Origin of the sequence: Providencia sp. PROV189 (assembly GCF_028480065.1) — a bacterium.
GTDB classification, from domain to species: domain Bacteria; phylum Pseudomonadota; class Gammaproteobacteria; order Enterobacterales; family Enterobacteriaceae; genus Providencia; species Providencia stuartii.
This window is the reverse complement of sequence record NZ_JAMPOG010000002.1, coordinates 164,466-182,864: the sequence shown is the minus strand read 5'-3', so window position 1 is coordinate 182,864 and position 18,399 is coordinate 164,466. Positions and strand designations below refer to the sequence as shown.

The 18,399-nt window shown below is 43.0% G+C and carries 15 protein-coding genes; 3 read left to right on the top strand and 12 right to left on the bottom strand.

What is annotated here, in order from left to right; genetic code table 11:
- Nucleotide 1: 1 nt before the first annotated feature.
- On the bottom strand, nucleotides 2–550 hold the full coding sequence (locus tag PR833_RS01190; RefSeq protein ID WP_004921080.1) for a YfaZ family outer membrane protein: 549 nt from the start codon (nucleotides 548–550) through the stop codon (nucleotides 2–4).
- A gap of 298 nt (nucleotides 551–848) precedes the next feature.
- On the opposite strand from PR833_RS01190, the gene PR833_RS01185 reads away from it, so the two are divergent.
- Nucleotides 849–2,288: a catalase gene (locus tag PR833_RS01185; protein ID WP_121874921.1), complete on the top strand. Its 1,440-nt coding sequence runs from the start codon at nucleotides 849–851 to the stop codon at nucleotides 2,286–2,288.
- A gap of 153 nt (nucleotides 2,289–2,441) precedes the next feature.
- Here the strand turns inward: PR833_RS01185 and menE are convergent, their stop codons facing one another.
- The 6 genes from menE to PR833_RS01155 all read right to left on the bottom strand — a co-directional run bounded on the left by menE (nucleotide 2,442) and on the right by PR833_RS01155 (nucleotide 9,595).
- Nucleotides 2,442–3,878, bottom strand: coding sequence for an o-succinylbenzoate--CoA ligase (gene menE / locus PR833_RS01180; RefSeq protein WP_272525827.1), 1,437 nt, complete (start codon nucleotides 3,876–3,878; stop codon nucleotides 2,442–2,444).
- A complete protein-coding gene (gene menC / locus PR833_RS01175) occupies nucleotides 3,866–4,837 on the bottom strand; it encodes an o-succinylbenzoate synthase (RefSeq protein ID WP_272525826.1) in 972 nt (323 codons plus the stop codon). Before menC ends, menE begins: the two co-directional genes overlap by 13 nt.
- On the bottom strand, nucleotides 4,837–5,694 hold the full coding sequence (gene menB, locus PR833_RS01170) for a 1,4-dihydroxy-2-naphthoyl-CoA synthase (protein WP_004921088.1): 858 nt from the start codon (nucleotides 5,692–5,694) through the stop codon (nucleotides 4,837–4,839). Before menB ends, menC begins: the two co-directional genes overlap by 1 nt.
- A gap of 12 nt (nucleotides 5,695–5,706) precedes the next feature.
- Nucleotides 5,707–6,471: a 2-succinyl-6-hydroxy-2,4-cyclohexadiene-1-carboxylate synthase gene (gene menH, locus PR833_RS01165; protein ID WP_014656254.1), complete on the bottom strand. Its 765-nt coding sequence runs from the start codon at nucleotides 6,469–6,471 to the stop codon at nucleotides 5,707–5,709.
- Nucleotides 6,471–8,144, bottom strand: a complete 1,674-nt coding sequence (menD, locus tag PR833_RS01160) for a 2-succinyl-5-enolpyruvyl-6-hydroxy-3-cyclohexene-1-carboxylic-acid synthase (protein WP_040133287.1) — start codon at nucleotides 8,142–8,144, stop codon at nucleotides 6,471–6,473. Before menD ends, menH begins: the two co-directional genes overlap by 1 nt.
- A 119-nt stretch (nucleotides 8,145–8,263) precedes the next feature.
- The gene (locus PR833_RS01155) at nucleotides 8,264–9,595 is read right to left on the bottom strand and encodes an isochorismate synthase (protein WP_004921096.1); all 1,332 of its coding nucleotides are present in this window, start codon (nucleotides 9,593–9,595) and stop codon (nucleotides 8,264–8,266) included.
- 803 nt (nucleotides 9,596–10,398) lie between these two features.
- On the opposite strand from PR833_RS01155, the gene PR833_RS01150 reads away from it, so the two are divergent.
- Together PR833_RS01150 and PR833_RS01145 are read left to right on the top strand one after the other, a co-directional pair.
- A complete protein-coding gene (locus PR833_RS01150) occupies nucleotides 10,399–11,601 on the top strand; it encodes an alpha-xenorhabdolysin family binary toxin subunit A (RefSeq protein ID WP_272525825.1) in 1,203 nt (400 codons plus the stop codon).
- Complete coding sequence (locus tag PR833_RS01145; protein WP_004921101.1) at nucleotides 11,594–12,622, top strand: alpha-xenorhabdolysin family binary toxin subunit B; 1,029 nt, start codon at nucleotides 11,594–11,596, stop codon at nucleotides 12,620–12,622. The genes PR833_RS01150 and PR833_RS01145 overlap by 8 nt, the downstream gene beginning before the upstream one ends.
- 54 nt (nucleotides 12,623–12,676) lie before the next feature.
- On the opposite strand, the gene nuoN is transcribed toward PR833_RS01145, so the two are convergent.
- Genes nuoN through nuoJ form a run of 5 tightly spaced genes read right to left on the bottom strand, consistent with a single transcriptional unit; the run spans nucleotide 12,677 to nucleotide 18,387 of the window.
- Entirely contained in the window at nucleotides 12,677–14,140 is a 1,464-nt protein-coding gene (nuoN, locus tag PR833_RS01140; RefSeq protein ID WP_004921103.1) for an NADH-quinone oxidoreductase subunit NuoN, read from the bottom strand.
- A 6-nt stretch (nucleotides 14,141–14,146) separates the two neighbouring features.
- Nucleotides 14,147–15,667, bottom strand: coding sequence for an NADH-quinone oxidoreductase subunit M (gene nuoM / locus PR833_RS01135; RefSeq protein ID WP_004921104.1), 1,521 nt, complete (start codon nucleotides 15,665–15,667; stop codon nucleotides 14,147–14,149).
- Between the two features lie 19 nt (nucleotides 15,668–15,686).
- Entirely contained in the window at nucleotides 15,687–17,543 is a 1,857-nt protein-coding gene (gene nuoL, locus PR833_RS01130) for an NADH-quinone oxidoreductase subunit L (RefSeq protein ID WP_014656259.1), read from the bottom strand.
- The gene (nuoK, locus tag PR833_RS01125; protein ID WP_004921109.1) at nucleotides 17,540–17,842 is read right to left on the bottom strand and encodes an NADH-quinone oxidoreductase subunit NuoK; all 303 of its coding nucleotides are present in this window, start codon (nucleotides 17,840–17,842) and stop codon (nucleotides 17,540–17,542) included. The genes nuoL and nuoK overlap by 4 nt, the downstream gene beginning before the upstream one ends.
- Nucleotides 17,842–18,387, bottom strand: a complete 546-nt coding sequence (gene nuoJ / locus PR833_RS01120; protein ID WP_004921110.1) for an NADH-quinone oxidoreductase subunit J — start codon at nucleotides 18,385–18,387, stop codon at nucleotides 17,842–17,844. Before nuoJ ends, nuoK begins: the two co-directional genes overlap by 1 nt.
- Between the last annotated feature and the right edge of the window lie 12 nt (nucleotides 18,388–18,399).

The window sequence follows — 18,399 nt, the reverse complement described above, 5'->3', positions numbered from 1 at the left end:
ATTAGAAGCTTAGACCTGCTCCCACATACCAACCGTCAGCAATTTTGTTGCTTGGGTTGTCATGCGTACCTTTAATATCGATGACACGGTAGCCTGCATCAACTGAAAGCGGTTTAAATACAGTATAGCGTGCGCCGACTTTTGCTTCGGTATAAGATTGACTTCCCGATGTTAATGATGCCGGAGCACCATAAGCTTCACCATAAATATTCAAAGAAGGCATCACTTGCCATCCAAGACCGGCTCCACCTGCTAGCGCCATGCCATCTTTATTGTCTTCAGGTGATAAATATAAGGCTTTACCACCAACATAGGCTGAAAATGGACCTAGAGGCAAACCAAAGGTTGCGCCTAAGCTACCCATTTGACCATCATGATCACTACGCGCCCATGAGCCATCAAATGCAAGGCCTGCGCCTTTAGTACCAATGCCTGCATTGAGTTCAGTATAATGCTTACCCACATTTGCATTAACAGAAACAGCTTGTGCAGCCCCGACGAACATCATTGATGATGCTGCCGCTGCAACGAGAAATAATCCTTTACGCATATCATTGCCCCATTAATAGAAGTTATTTAGTCATACTACAATATATAAATCCAATTCTCAGTAGTTATTACTGTTTTTTACTTTTCAGTCATTAAAACAACACCATTCACAACGACGCTGAGTATTCCTATTGATTTTTAATCAGTTATCACAGTAATTGGTACTATGTATTAGTTATACTTTAACTAATCAACTATAATCCAATGATAATAAGGCATTATGCATGGAAAGCATTATATTTCGAACGAAATAAATGCATTTTTTAGTTTTATTGTCTATAACTTACTGGAGTATTGTGATGAAAAAGAAAGGTCTCACGACTGCATCTGGCGCACCTGTTGTTGATAATAATAATGTGATGACGGCAGGCCCTCGCGGCCCTATGCTATTACAGGATGTTTGGTTTTTAGAAAAATTAGCCCATTTTGACCGTGAAGTTATTCCTGAGCGCCGTATGCATGCTAAAGGTTCAGGCGCATTCGGTACTTTTACTGTTACACATGATATTACCCGTTATACCCGTGCAAATATCTTTTCTGCTGTCGGTAAACAAACGGATATGTTCGCACGCTTTTCAACGGTTGCCGGTGAACGTGGTGCGGCAGACGCTGAGCGTGACATCCGTGGTTTCGCATTAAAATTTTACACAGAAGAAGGTAACTGGGATCTGGTTGGTAATAACACCCCTGTGTTCTATCTGCGTGACCCGCTGAAATTTCCGGATTTGAACCACGTGGTTAAACGCTGCCCATACAGTAATATGCGCTCAATGGCTTATAAATGGGATTTCTTCTCTCATTTACCAGAATCACTTCATCAATTGACCATTGACGTGAGTGACCGAGGTATACCTCGTAGCTACCGTCATATGCACGGTTTTGGTAGCCATACTTATAGCTTTATCAATGATAAAAATGAACGTTTCTGGGTTAAATTCCACTTCCGTAGTCAGCAAGGCATTGAGAACTTGATGGATGATGAAGCAGAAGTGATCATCGGTAAAGATCGTGAAAGTTCTCAGCGTGACCTGTTTGATGCCATTAATAAAGGTGACTACCCACGCTGGAAGCTACAAATTCAAGTGATGCCAGAAGCCGAAGCGTCAAAAGTGCCTTATAATCCCTTTGATCTGACTAAAGTATGGCCTCACAAAGACTATCCATTAATTGATGTCGGTTACTTTGAATTAAATCGTAACCCTGCTAACTATTTCTCCGATGTTGAGCAAGCTGCCTTTAACCCAGCAAATATTGTTCCAGGTATCGGTTTCTCTCCGGATAAAATGTTGCAAGGTCGTTTGTTCTCGTATGGCGACACTCAGCGTTATCGTTTAGGTGTTAACCACTACCAGATCCCTGTTAACGCACCACGTTGCCCATTCCATAACTATCATCGTGATGGTGCAATGCGTGTTGATGGTAACAGTGGTAATGGTGTGACCTATGAACCAAACAGTGCAGGTATGTTCCAAGAGCAGCCTAATTTCAGTGAACCACCATTGACGCTTGAAGGTGCAGCTGATCATTGGAACCATCGCGAAGATGAAGACTATTTCAGTCAGCCGCGTGCATTATATGAACTGCTTGATGATGCAGAGCATCAACGCATGTTCAAACGTCTTGCAGGAGAGTTGATTGAGGCTTCTGAAGAGACACAAAAACGCCAAATTGACCTGTTCAAAAAAGTTCACCCTGAATATGGTGCGGGCGTAGAAAAAGCGTTAAATGCCCTTAAATAATCACGCTTAGTTAAACGTCAGGCTCTTATCTTGAGCCTGACGTTTATTATGAGCCATGCCGGAAATTAGTGATTAGTTTGCACTATTGACGAAACAAGCCCATCTAACTCTGACGATGCTTTATCACCCCTGTTTTCATCAAAAATAGATAAACTACAGTCCTAAATTCTCTTTTGACTGAATCAGGTCGGGTTGCTGTAACACCCAATTTTTCACTTGCTGGCGCGATACCTTAATACCGCTTCCTTTTAAGCTGTCCTCTAATAGAAAAAAATGAGCAGGATATTGAAAAGGTGCTAGTTTGCCTTTTAGCCAACCTTGAATGGTGTCTAATTCACATTTATCGCTGAACTCAATCACGGCAACGGGCCTTTGACCAAACTCCACATCATCAATTGGAATAATAAAACTTTGACTCACCGCTGGATGGTTATTAATCACCGCTTCAATATCTTCCGGTTGAACACACTCTCCACCACTAATAAATAAGTTATCCAGCCGCCCGATCACATGATACTCATCGTCGATATATGCGCCTCTATCATTGGTTTTGAACCAACCTTCGATAGTTTTTAATGGCATCATTTTTCCATCAAACCAATATCCCATCGCTTGGCTCTGTGAACGAACCTGAATTTCTCCCTCGACTAAGCGCAACTGTTTCCCTTTAAGTGGAAGGCCAACCCCTTTCTTACCATCTGCACGTTTTGCACAGACGGTCGAAGCCATTTCTGTCATACCATAACCACTCCAGCAATCAATGCCTCTATGTGAGGCAAGATCAGTCAATGCAGTCGGGATCGTCGCGCCACCAAGTAAAACCTGTTTTAAAGATAGTGATAATGTTTCCGTTTGATTGAGTAACCGCCACAATTGTGTCGGAACCAAAGACGCATGGGTAACCGTTTGTAATGCTTCGATAAGCGGTGTTGAGCGTATTGCTAGTTGCGCTCCGCGCAGCAACCAACGCCATAAAATACCTTGCCCTGAAACATGAAATAACGGTAAAGAAAGCAGCCAGCAATCATGCTGTTGGTAATCCATCGCCTGTAACACACCATTTGCACTATCGAGGTGAGCAAGCACATTATGCACTGCCGCCTTTGGTAACCCCGTAGAGCCAGATGTTAAGATCAAAGTGGCGGGTTGGGTCTTCGCATGAGAAAAGTGAGGCAGATGGTGTTCCCACTCATGCGCCGTTACCGCTCGCTCTGACACGGCTAAAATTGGGTAAGTAAACTTAGCCAGTAAACCATCATCAAAATCGATAGCAAAATCAATATTCAGATGTGGTAACAGTTCTGCCAGTAAAGACTCAGGTAAACGAGGGTTAAGAGGCAAAACTTTCGCCCCACAATACAATGTTGCAAGTTGGCTCAATAACAGTTCTACACTATTTTTACCGCGCAACACTACGGTTTGTCCGTCACGTAAACCCTGTTGAGTAAAGTGATAAGCGAGCCTCATCACTCGTTGATTCAGTTGTTCCCATGTCAATGGCTCAATATCGGTAATTAATGCCACTGCTTCAGGTCGATGACTGGCCCAATGTTGCCAAGGCCAGTCTTGGAAAAATACTAACTCTGCCATTCGATAGTCAATTCATCTAATTGCTTCACTGGAAGTGAACTATTTGGCCACGTGCGTATCAGTTGAGACTGGATCAAATCTAATGTGTCCAACCCCGGTAGCGTATTAGGCGTTAATGCATTAGCAATGCGCGCTAACTGAGTCAAACCAAAACTACTTTCAATCGATGAGCTGATCACCGCTTGCAGACCGTGATGATGAGCCTCTGTGACTAATTGGCGGCAATAAGCAAGGCTACCGGTTAACATCGGCTTGATCACAATCGCCGCAACTCCCGGTTGAGGCTCCACCCTAAAATCAGCCTCACGCACACTTTCATCCCATGCAATGGCAATGCCAGTATCTGCGGCATATTGCAGTGATTCTTCCCGTGTTTTACAAGGCTCTTCAAGGAAGTCAATACGATCGCGATAAGCAGGGTTTACATATTTCGCAAAGCCATCTGCTTTTGCACGCGTCCAGCTACGATTAGCATCAAGACGTAATTTTAGGTCAGGCACCGCTTCCAGTAATAGGTTCGCCACCATGCCATCACGTACCGCCTCATACAAGCCGACTTTGACCTTAGCGATTTTTTCGCCTTCCATTGCACTTAGACGCAAAATCAAGTCATCAGGATCACCACTACACAATGGTGCTTTGCGGTAGTCGGCTTGCTCAGGAAGTTCCCCCGATAATTCGGCCAATGCACAACTACAACCAAAAGCTACCGACGGTAACAGGCTTTCCGCTAGTGGCTTACCACTTACCCACTCGGCAAGCCGATGTTTGGCTTCTTCTGTTGCCTCCGCCAGCGTTTCTTGGCTAAATTCGGGGAGCGGTGATATTTCCCCCCACCCTTCATTATTCCCTTCTTGTAAGCGAACCAACAACCCATCGCGAGTTTTCAGGCGTTGGTAGCGCAGGATAACGCCTGCCTCCATCGGCAGGCTAAACGCGTAAAGTGTTGCCTTACGCATTATGGATTACGCTTATATTTAGAGAAATCTGGCGCACGTTTTTCATTAAACGCATTGCGTCCTTCTTGACCTTCTTCTGTCATATAGAACAGCATAGTTGCATTGCCAGCCAACTCTTGTAGGCCTGCCTGACCGTCACAATCTGCATTGAGTGCCGCTTTCAAACAACGTAGTGCCATTGGGCTATTTTCAAGCATTTCACGACACCAGCGTACGGTCTCTTTTTCAAGAGAGGCATATGGTACAACCGTATTCACTAAGCCCATTTCCAATGCTTCTTGAGCGTTATACTGGCGGCACAGGAACCAAATTTCACGCGCTTTTTTCTGACCAACAATGCGTGCCATATAGGATGCACCCCAGCCACCATCAAAAGAGCCTACTTTAGGACCTGTTTGACCAAAAATCGCGTTATCCGCGGCAATCGTTAGGTCACACATCATATGTAATACGTGCCCACCCCCAATAGCAAAGCCAGCCACCATCGCCACAACAGGTTTTGGACAAGTACGAATTTGGCGTTGGAAATCTAGGACGTTGAGATGGTGAGTACCACTTTCATCACGATACCCGCCGTAATCCCCACGAATTTTTTGGTCTCCCCCTGCACAGAATGCTTTTTCGCCTTCACCCGTCAAAATAATAGTACCGATTTTATCGTCATAACGCGCATCAGCTAACGCTTGGATCATCTCTTTTACGGTCTGTGGGCGAAATGCGTTACGCACCTGTGGACGGTTAATCGTAATCTTTGCAATCCCTTCTGACGACTTGTGATAGAGAATGTCGTCAAACCCTTCTGAGCAATCTTGCCATTCGATTGGGGCATAGAGTTTTTCTTCGCTAGGATAAATCATTATCAAGTTCCTTTAACCACAGTGTGATAAAAAATGATGAAGTGCAGTGGCATAGCCATACGGATTTTCCCGATGAGCATTATGCCCTGCATTATTAATTAGCGTAATCGGCAAAGCATATTGTTGCGAAACGCTTCGAAATTTTTGATCTTGTTCACCACAAAAGTAGCGAAATGGCATCGTAAGCTGATACAGTTTGTCCACCAAAAAAGGCTGTTTAGACAAAGAGGTACTTTCTAACATATCAGCGACAGCTAAGGGGTTATTGTGCTGTCTTAACAAGATTAATTGTTGGCGTTGGCTCGCAGTTAAATGTGCAAATACAGGTTGTTGATACCAATCATTTAACACTTGGCAAATCGGCTCGTGGCGAAAACGTTGCGCCCAATGGTGGTCGTTGGTGTAACGAGACTCCCGCTCCGATGAGCTATTTAGCCCAACATTTCCTCCTTCAATTACCAACCCACTTAAACCTGCTGGTTGGCGATAACAAGCCGTATGCATAGCAAGGCGTGCACCCAACGAATATCCAATAAGGTAATAATGTTGAATACCATGATGTTGTAAAAGTTGAACCAACTGCTCATCAAAATCAGCAAAACTTTGGCAGCTTATAGACTGAGATAATCCATGACCGGGCAAATCAACACGCAATGACGGGAAGTTAGGGCACAGTTCCACCATCGGCAGCCATTCATCGGCGCTACCGAGCAGCCCGTGTAACCACACTAACCAAGGCCCCGAATGATGTTCATTGTGTCGATAAGCCGCTAACATCAGAAACTGCCTACCTCATCAAGTAACTGTTTTAAAGTTCGCGCACCTTCGTCACTCTCGGTGTTTAATTCAATCAACAATGTCCCTTGTTGGTTATACCAAAATTGTTCAACAGTGGTTTTTAGAGAGAGCCAATCTTTAGGTGCTGCGTACTGCAAGCCAAACATCAGTGCCGCATGCTGAAAGTGAATATTTTGTGGCATACAATAATACTGCTGCCTTGCCGCTTCAGGCGTAGGTAGCATAGAAAATATCTGCCCACCGTTATTATTCACCACAATTAAAATCGTTGGCGCTGAAGGCGCTCGCAATAAAGCGAGGCTATTGAGGTCATACAGTGCCGAAAGGTCACCAACAATCCCCAAGGTCGGCTTGGTGGTTGCCCGCTGGACACCAGACATTGTTGAAATTAGACCATCGATACCACTGGCCCCCCGATTACTATAAACCGGATAACCCACGGGTAATTGCGCCAAAGCATCAATTAGCCGAACAATTAAACTATTACCCACAAATAACTGCCCTTTTGGCGGCAGTAACGCTGGTAATTGATGCGCAATCGCGGCTTCAGAAAAGTGATTGCGTAACTTTGTACTCACATGCCGTTGTGTCTGCTCAGCCAACGAGTAAAGATCTTCACACCAAGCCCCTCTTGGTTGAGCGGGATGAGCATCAAGCCACCCTTTAATTGAGCATGTTAATTTACGTCCGTAGTGATGAGCGGGGTCAAGGCGTTCTGGGATCGTATCAATGATCCAGTATTCTTGTGGATGGCACTGCGCTTGCCATTGAAGTAGGCGTTTTCCTGTTAAGCTCGAGCCGAATTGTACCACCAGTTCAGCTTCATTAAGTCGCGCTTTGGCCTGTGGATGAGCTAACCATAAATCTGCACAAGGATAAGGTTGCCCTGTTTGTGACAACACATCGCTAATTAACGGCCAGCCAAGTTCCTTCGCCCAGTTTGCAACACGCTCACCATCTTGACTATTCATACGACCCGCAATAACAACCCCTTTTTTCTGACGCCAAAAATACCAGTCAGAAATATGGGCAACGGTGTTGGTTAAAGGCTCGCTTAACCAAGGTAAATTAGAATGCCACCAATCGCCAAGTTGTTGCTGCCATTCATAATCTCCTTCCGTTTCACCATACAGCGGCTCAGCAAATGGGCAGTTAATATGGAAAGCGCCGTGGTGTAGTTGATTCATCCCATTATCAATGGCACTGACTAACCATTTCGCCGAAATATCACGCGTTGGTCGGGGTAACATCAAACTTTGTGATGGGTGTGACGCAAAGATATGTGTTTGGCGAATAGCCTGATTCGCGCCACAATCGATAAGCTCCGGCGGTCTATCTGCCGTCAAAAAAATGACTTTTTCGCCAGTCAGTCCGGCTTCAATTAGGGCAGGATAGAGGTTAGCCACTGCGGTTCCTGAAGTGACGATCACGCCGACAGGCTCAAGGCTTGCTTTTGCTAAACCTAAAGCTAGATGCCCCAAGCCTCTTTCATCAAAATGAGTATGGCAGTGAAGCTTATTGTTATTCGCTGCTGCTAACGTCAAAGGTGTAGAGCGAGAACCAGGCGCAATACAAATATGTTTCATACCGTGGCGGGTGAGTGCTTCGATAATAATCTCAGCCCAACGCATATTAAAAACAGAATTCGACATAATGAGCTCAATAAGTTGTTTATTATCAGTAAGTGTAATGCGCTTGATATAAATTTCTTGATCTTAGAACAATTTTTAGTGAACTAATTGAAACCAAAAGAAAAATAACCATATTATATTTATGGTTTTTCAGGGGGTTCAAGTAGAGATTTAAGCCCCGCAGCTTTATTTTCAATTTCAATCCATTCTTGTTCCGGATCAGAATCACTGACAATCCCAGCCCCCGAGAACAATGACAACCGTTGATGTTCAATTTGAGCACAGCGTAAGGACACGGCGAACTCACTTTTATTTAAGCTAACGAAACCTCCCGTTCCAGCGTACCAGCGGCGCGAGAAAGGCTCATGTTCCGTTAAAAATTGACGAGCAACCGTTCTCGGCAACCCACATACCGCAGCAGTAGGTTGTAAACGCTGTAAACATTCACTGTCTGAAGGTGACACTAAAGTTGCGGCAATCGAACGATAGAGGTGTTGGATCTTGCGTAGGCGAATCACTTTCGCGGGGGAAACATCAATACCCGTTACAATACCTTGTAACTGCTGGCAAATATCGTCCACGACCACTAAGTTTTCGTGTTGGTTCTTACTGTCTTCCATCAACCATTTTGCTTTTTCAGCAGCAATCGCGTCATCAGGATGATTCGCGACTGTACCTGCAAGTGCCTCCGAATTGAGTTGTGTACCTTGTCGTAGATACAAACGCTCCGGTGTTGAGGACAGAAAACCTGTTTCTTGGCTTAATGCCATCATAAAATGGTAGCATTGAAAATTAACTCGTTGGCTTGCCGCTAAAAATTCCGCCACAGAAACGGGTTGTGACAACGTCAATTTCGTTTCACGCGCCATCACAACTTTTTCCATCTCCCCCGCTCTCATTTTCGTGATAGCTTTATTTAATAGGTGGCACCACTGCGCCTTTTCAGGGAAATGTTCATGACCGATAATTTGTGTATTTAAAGGTGGCAATGTTGCCGCTGGCTTGAGCTGCTTTAAAAATGCGATTGCGGCTAAACGGTCATCTTCACCTTTGATATTAAGATAGACTGATATTGATGAACGAACGCGAAAAATTTCTAAACGCGGTAAAAAGTAAAACGTTGCCTGTTGTTTATCGGCTAATGAAATTCCTTCACCAACCGCGTTCCAGCCATTTAAGCCCCATAAACGCATATCGGGATACTGGGCATGTAAAGACAAAAATTGTTCGGCCTCAGTGATTGCGTTAAATTCATATACGGTTCCCAGAGCGCTACACTCATCCGTTCCCGTGCGCTGATACCAATAGAACTGCGGATAACAGGATTGAGCCGATAGCCAAGCTAACCCAGGAAATGTAGAGTGACCATCCAATTGCCAATGTAGACGTATGAATTCTTGATTGCCCAATGCCAATGTTGACAGTTGATGAAGAATTTCAGTTATTAAATTATCTATTTTTTTATATACCACTTTAGATCCCTACTGCCACACTCAACAAAGACTATCGATAATTATATAGTGCAATATAATTTATTAATACATTGATTATTTCTGACAATAGGTGTTACGCCTCGTAAAATCAAATATGTATTAGTAATTTTTTATTACATCACCAATAAATCACTACGCATCTTATTGTATAGATTAAAAAATTTAACTTTAATTATTTACTTGACTTATATCAATCTTTATCTTCAAGATCACACAAAAACACCATTTTGTTTTTTTACTTGATGGTTATTTGTTAATCATATTTGTACAAAGTAAAATAATCATCATCGGGTAACAATACGGTAAGTATTCAAATACGTCACATCACACTAAAAAAACATTAATTATAATTACGATATTAAAAAATAAAAAAATGATATGACAAAAACAATGCTCGCAGAGTTAATATTTATTAATCACTCTCTTAACGCGTCAAAGAGTGACATAATATTTTTATCTTAGAACATTTAATATAACTTCCTGCACTTTTATGATTAGACATTTCAACATTTAATCATAATGAATTTATTATCGATTATATTAGGTCGTCAATTTATAATATATATTTTCATATTTTAGTATCTACTTTTAGGCGATCCTTAAAGTAATTTATTCTTAACTATACGGGGTAAATGCGAATCTAATGTTTTATCATGGGTGATAAATTGCTTAGAGGTAATACTATTTTTAGCTCTATCATTTTTATCGCATCACTCATATTTGTGATTTTCTGTTGTCTACCTTTTATTTCAACCACAATACTTAATTGGAAATGAACCATTATGAGTGAAATAACTTATGACAAAATAATTGAAAAAGAGAATATAGGAGCGGCAACTCTTGCATTATTAACCAACCAAGACCCTCACTCTGCTCGCTCCGCAGGCATTTTTACTCACCAAGATTTAGTGAATATTCATCGATATACCCATTTTGCCCTTTCATTACCAACATCAACATTAGAAATCCATTCATGGCTAAAAATTAATGAATCAACTGATTTACCCATAAAAATTAGCGCACTGACTGAGGTTATTCAATTAATTCACACCCATGCCAGTGGTTGGGATGGTGTCGAACAAGAAGTTAAACAACAATCTATTAATTTATCACTGATTAGTCGAAATATTGTTCAGACTGGAAATCAAATCATTGAATACATTAATGATATGCCTATTATACAGCAAATAGCCAATAGCATTGATGACTTGTCAGCCGAGGCGCTAGATGGGCTTACTTACCAAAATGATGACCAGCAAATTGCCACAGAATTATTAAGCATACTGAATCTCATCCAAGATGATATTAAAATGCAAGCCAATAAAACTTCTAGGATTAAAAATACTATTTCTGACTTTCGAGCACATATTATTGGAGGTGCTTTATCTAATAATCAACATGTTGATTCTTTATTATTTAAAGTTAAGTCAATTTATTTGCAATTAGATTCTATTGATGATATTAATTCTGAATCACATCTTTTTGAGAAAGTCACTTTACTCAAAAAAGAGGTATTAACACTCGAAAAAGAATATGACCATTTTGTTAAGTTAAGCTTTACAGGCCTTGCTGGTGGTTTAATTGGATTACTGATTACAGGAGGGATATTCGGCAGCAAAGCTGAAAAAGTCCGCCATCGAAAAAACGCATTACTTAAAGAAATTGTTGAAATCAATAACAAACTCAATAAAGATCGCTTTATTAAAAAAGTTATTTTTGATATTCAAGTACATTTACAGAAGATTGAAGGCTATTTTAAAGATGCAAGATTAGCAGTTGACCATTTAGACTATATGTGGCTTGTTATTTTGACCGAAATTAAGCAGTCAATAGAAACTTTTGCGCGTATTGATAATGCTGCCAACCTTTTAAAGTTTATTGCTCGTTTCAAAAAAATTATCACCGCATGGGCGTCTGTGCAAACTTATTCAGAACAACTCATTGAACTATTTGATATTAAAATGACACATTACTCTCATGCTTAATAAAGGTAATACTATGCACCAAACCGTAAATTTCCCAGTTTTACCTGCTATTGAGTTTTATCAGGTAAGAATGCTCATTAATAAAATTAATAATTTTAATCATAACATTCTAAGTTACGATCCGAGCATTTTTAATCGAATAAAACGGATTGCTACTCAGGCAGAAAGTCTCAATGAGCAAATCAGAAACTCATTGCCAATAATGAAATTAAAAACTCGTTATATCATTGATAGTACGATTAGTGAGCGATTTTCAAGTCAGGATGTTGATGACTTAAAGGGAGGTCAACAGGATTTAGAGTTAACAGAATTTATCGATGACTTTACTGAGCTTAAAAATGAGCTAGAGAAGCTAACGGCACCTTTACGTACCACAAGCGATTATCTATTGGCATTACAATTAGAAGAAGCAAACCACCTTAAAAGTGAGAGCTATCGTAACCTACAAAATCGCCTTTTATTACTGGCTAACAATAATCAAAAGACATTGGATGAGTTTAACCAAGAGTTAATTGCTATTGTTAAAGCTGAAGAAGTTATCTTAAATTACAAGCTAGCGGATTTATTTGATCATGTTTTTCCTGATATATCGCTCATTGAATCATTAAATATCCCTCCTTCTAAAAAAGATCTGCTAAAAATTGCGATTGCCTGTGCCAAGCGCTTACTCACTATCCTTGACAATGGCTTAGATTTTATAAAATTGGTCAATGTTCGACTCTATTTGGTCGATCAAATCGCTGTTTTAAATGAGAAAGACCAGCAGTTTAAAAAGCGCATTGATAAGCTGACACACCTACTTATGCTCACTAAAGATATTTCAAAAATAGATGAGCAACGACAAGATGTTGCTGCCCATTTTCAGCAGTTACAATCTTATTTAACGCAATGGATTGACTATATGCAGACATGTTTAGACGAGCAGACGTTTAATATCCATAATGCCATCAAATCTTGTGAAGCCTTTATGGACTTTATTAATGAAGCCGAATATCAATATCAGCGCCAATTAGCTGATTAAAAAAAACGGCTACTGAAAAGTAGCCGTTTTTTTTTACTGTGATGGCGGTGAAGATTAAAGCGGGCTCACAGCCAATACCATATAGGAGAGATTGATAAGCGGTTGCGGCCATACCCCTAGCAGGATCACGATAATTGCACAGATAGCAGCAACAACTGTCCCGAAAGTGGCTTTTTCTGGCCCAGTATAACGATCTGCATGTTCTGCATCACGGCTATACAAGCTTGCCATAAAGCGTAGATAGTAGAATAGACCAATCGCACTACCTAAGACCACGGCACCAGTTAACCACCATAGCTCTGCCTTCACTGCGGAAATAATCACATAGAATTTACCAATAAACCCTAATGTAATCGGTATACCAGCCAGAGAAAGCATCATCACGGTAAGCACTGTCGCAAGTACAGGCTTATGCCAGAACAGCCCGCGAAATGCACTCAAGTCATCTTGGTCATCGCCACGATATGGGCTAGAAATAATGCTGATCACACCAAAGGCGCCCAAACTTGCAAACAGATAGCCGACTAAATAGATAGCGACAGTGACTTGGGAATCTGTTGGGGCGGCGCGTAATGCAACTAAGGCAACCAGCAGGTATCCCATGTGAGAAATGGACGAATAACCAAGTAGGCGTTTGGCACTTTTCTGAGTGATAGCCATCAGGTTACCAAACAGAATCGAAGCAATAGCGATGACGCTAACAACAATCGCCAATGTATTACTTTGAGCAGCTGGCGCTTCCATAAAGATACGCATTAATACTGCAAAGATACCAATTTTACTTCCCGTTGCTAAGAACGCGGATACCGGAGCTGGAGCACCTTGGTAAACATCTGGAGTCCATAATTGGAATGGGAACAGTGATAATTTAAAACCGAAGCCTACAATCAACATCCCCAAGCCAATCAACACCAATGGCGCATGGATTTGGCTATCAGAAAGACTCTGACCCACAGCCGCAAAGCTTAAGCTGCCTGATTCTGCATACAGTAAGGCGATACCAAAGAGCAAGAAAGAAGAGGCAGCGGCAGATAACAGCATGTATTTGATACCTGCTTCCAGCGAACGTTTACGTTCAAAGGTGTAAGCCACAAGACCGAACAAGGGTAAAGAGATCAATTCAATACCAATGAACATGGATGCCATGTGGTTAGCCATTGAAAGTAAGACGCCCCCTGTTACCGCAATCGCCAGTAACAGATGGAATTCTTCTTTATTATCATTAAAGCCTTCCAACCAATGGAAAGCAAAAATGCTGGTTGCCATACCCGCAATCAGGACCAATGCGCTGTAGAACATCGCATAGCCGTCAACACGAATAAGCGGAGTGACTTCTATTGGCAGACCCTCTGCAATAAAGAACAGAGATAGCAGCGCAACGGCGAAGCCGAATACTGTCAGTGTGGCACTTGTTAGGTGATCGCGTCGCCACGCAATGGACAGCATCACAACCACCGCCGTCAATCCGACGATCAATAGCGGGAGTATTGCGATCAATTGTTGAAGTGTTATTGTCATGGCGAATTACGGCCTTAATGTTGTAAGTGAAGCAGTGTACAAGTTATGTAATGTTTCCATCGCACCCTCTGAAGTATCCAGAATTGGTTGTGGATAGAAGCCAATAATAACCAGTAAAACAGCCAGAGCCAGCAGCACACCAAATTCACGTGCTGTTAACCCTTTCATTTCGCTCTCGGATTTTGGTGTACCGTAGTAGGTTTGTTGCATCATCCACAATGAGTAGACAGATGCGAACACCACACCAAAGACCATGATGCAAGTCACCAGCGTAAATTGGCTGAATGTACCAAACAGGATCATGAATTCACCGATAAAGTTACCTGTGCCCGGCATACCTAAAGTTGCAGCGGCAAAGAACAGTGATAAACCCGGTAACCATTTAATACGTTTCCATAATCCACCCATCATGCGCATATCACGGGTTTGTGTACGCTCATACAACTGCCCGCTGATGATAATTAATGCTGCACCTGACAAGCCATTTGTGATCATTTGGATCACTGCACCTTGGTATGCAAGAACAGAGCTAGCGTAGATTGCCACCGTCACAAATCCCATGTGAGACAAGCTACTGTATGCAGCAAGACGCTTAATGTCTGTTTGTTTAAATGCAAGCCATGCACCGTAGAAAATGCTGATCACACCAAGTGTCATCGCAATAGGTGTAAACTCGATCGATGCTTCAGGGAACAGAGGTAGTGTAAAACGCAACAGGCCGTAAGCCGCTGTTTTTAACATAATACCTGAGATATCCACAGAGCCTGCTGTTGGCGATTGCTCTTGGGTATCCGCCATCCAACCGTGGAATGGCACTAATGGCATCTTAACCGCAAAGGCAATAAAGAAGCCTAACATTAGCATAAAGCCAACGGTGCTAGACATCTGAGTACCAAGCAACTCATTGTAGTTAAATGTCCACACAGAGGTGTCGCCGAAGTGGACTAATGCTAATCCAACAATCGACACCAACATAATCAAGCCACTCGCTTGTGTGTAGATAAAGAACTTAGTGGCAGCGTTAATATGCTGTCTGTTTTCTGCTCCTTTGTGCCCCCAGTTAGCAATCAGGAAGTACATTGGGATTAACATCATTTCCCAGAAGAAGAAGAACAAGAACAGGTCAACCGCCGTAAAAATCCCCATCACACCTGCAATAATCCACAGCAGGTTAAAGTGATAAGCACCTTGGTTGGCTTGGTTTTCACTCCACGAACTGAGGACTGAGAAAGCCCCCATGATCGCGGTTAGTACCACCATTAACAGTGATAAGCCATCAATCGCCAGATGGAAATTAATACCCAGCATTGGGATCCACGGCATTGAGTATTCCACTTGCCATTGTGGAACACCTTGTGGATTTACCAGAGAGTAATCTCCCTGTAGCCATAACAAGATTGATAATATTAATGTTATTCCCATTGAAGCCAGCGCAACCCAACGTGGTGCGCGGTGGCTAAACCGGTCAGCCTGCCAGCTTAGCAGGCCACCGATGAAGGGAATGAGTATTAGCCAGGGTAATAGCATGGCGCAATGTGTCCCTTAATTAAACCAAAAGCAGCAGAGCAAGAATCAGCACTGCACCCAGCCCCAATGAGGCAACATACCAACGGACCTGACCGTTCTCACTAATTGCCAACCCTTTGTTTGCCCAACGAGACAAGCAGGCAGGTAGGTTCATCAATGAGTTCACAGGATCGCTTTCCAGTAGCCATGCAACACCCTTGAAAGGTTTTACAAAGACAACGTCATACAGCCAGTCGAATCCCCACGCATGATACCACCATGTTGAGAAGAAACGGCCTGGTGCACTTTTCGCGATAACTGTGGCGATAGAGCGTCTGTACAGATAAATGAATGCCACAATCAACAGTCCGATAACAGCAAGGCTACCTGAAAGCATCTCCAACTGTAGCTTACCAGCTTCATGCTCCAGTGGATTAACAGGGAATACGCCTTCTAACGGCTGGTGAATCTGCGCACCAATAAATGTCGCTAAAATTGCCAAAATGCCCAATGGTATGGAGTGAGTAAATCCTTTGACCTTGTGCGCTTTAATTTTCGCTTCGCCATGGAAGGCGATGAAAATCATACGGAAAGTATACATTGCTGTCAGTAGTGCACCGATGAGGCCAGCCCATAAGAGAACCGTTTGGCCATCCACTTCTGCACCCCACAAAATAGCGTCTTTACTGTAGAAACCGGCCGTGAATAGAGGTAGTGCAGCCAGTGCACTTCCGCCGATTAACATCACCGTATAGACGTATGGAATTTGCTTACGCAATCCACCCATTTTGAAAATATTTTGTTCGTGATGACAAGCAATGATCACCGAACCTGCTGACAAGAACAACAGCGCTTTAAAGAAGGCGTGCGTCATCAGGTGGAAAATAGCTGCATCCCACGCCTGAACACCTAGAGCCAAGAACATATAACCAATTTGGCTCATGGTTGAGTAGGCCAATACACGTTTGATATCGGTTTGAACCAATGCTGCACAGCCTGCTAACAACAGGGTGACACCGCCCACAATGCCGACCAGATGTAAGATTTCTGGTGCCATCAAGAACAATGCATGGGTACGAGCAACAAGATAAACACCCGCGGTTACCATGGTTGCTGCGTGGATCAGAGCAGAGACCGGAGTTGGACCCGCCATCGCATCGGCTAGCCATGTCTGGAGTGGCAATTGAGCAGATTTACCTACCGCACCACCTAAGATCATTAAGGTTGCCCATGTGATTGCACTGCCACCTTCTGCCATTTTTTGTGGTGCCATTACAGCCATTTCGCTGAAGTTCAAAGTACCGAGTTCATTCCACAGAATAAACATACCGATAGCTAAGAACACGTCACCAACACGCGTAATGAAGAAGGCTTTCATTGCCGCTTTGCCGTTATCTGGATTGGTGTAGTAGAAACCGATCAACAGGTAACTGCACAGCCCTACCCCTTCCCAACCGAGATACATCAGCATCATGTTATCGGCGAGTACTAAAACCACCATGCTCGCGATGAACAAGTTAGTGTAAGTAAAGAAGCGTGAATACCCTTCCTCACCACGCATATACCAAGAAGCATAAACGTGGATCAGGAAGCCAACGCCCGTTACAACACCTAACATCGTCAGTGAGAGGCCATCAAGGCGAATCGTAAACGGGATATTGAAATCTCCCACTGACATCCAAGTCCAAAGCAGATCGGTGTACGGAGGATATGCACCATTTGCAAGTACAGGTTGTTCTAAAAACTCAATACCCGCATACAATGCAACAACCGCTGCAAGGCCGACGACTCCAGCCCCAATAATAGCTGAAACATTTTCTGACCAACGACCGCGGGAAAATGCTAATAGCACTGACCCCAGAAGCGGAAACAGAATTGTTAAATAGAGTAAATTCATCCGCGCATCTCACTGACTTTATCAATATTCAGGTTCTGACGATGACGATGGAGTTGCAGTAACAACGCCAATCCAATACTCGCCTCCGCTGCAGCCAGTGCAATTGCCAGAATGTACATTATCTGGCCGTCTGGTTGCCCCCAAAAACTCCCAGCGACCACAAAAGCGAGCGCTGTTGAGTTAATCATGATTTCCAGTCCGATCAGCATGAAAAGCAAGTTGCGGCGGATAACAAGGCAGCTTAGCCCCATCACAAACAAAATAGCTGCTAAAATCAGACCATGTTGAAGAGGTATCATTATTGTTCCTCCGCTTTCGCTTTCGCATTGCTAACAAGATCAGCACTGTTTTCAGTACGGTCACGACCTACGTGGAACGCAACTACTAAGCCTGCTAGCAGTAACAATGATGCCAATTCAACCGCTAGGACATAAGGTCCAAACAAGCTAATTGCCACCTCTTTCGCACTAATCACCGTGCCAGTAATACCGTCTTGGTATGACAGGCTGGTAATGCCGTAAACCAGAAGTGCCAGCAATACTGCAGATAACAGTGCCGGCCCAATCCAGTTTTTCGGTGCCAGCCATTCACGCTCTTGCTCTTGAACAGAGCGCCCAAGGTTGAGCATCATCACCACGAAAACGAACAGTACCATGATGGCACCCGCGTATACGATGATCTCCAAAGCCCCCGCAAAGTATGCGCCGAGCGAGAAGAACACCATAGACAGTGCCAGCAGAGAAACAACCAGATACAACAACGCATGTACCGGGTTAGTATTGGTTATCACCCTCAAAGTCGCTAAAACAGCAACCAGACCGGCGATATAAAATGTAAATTCCATGAATATCGCTCC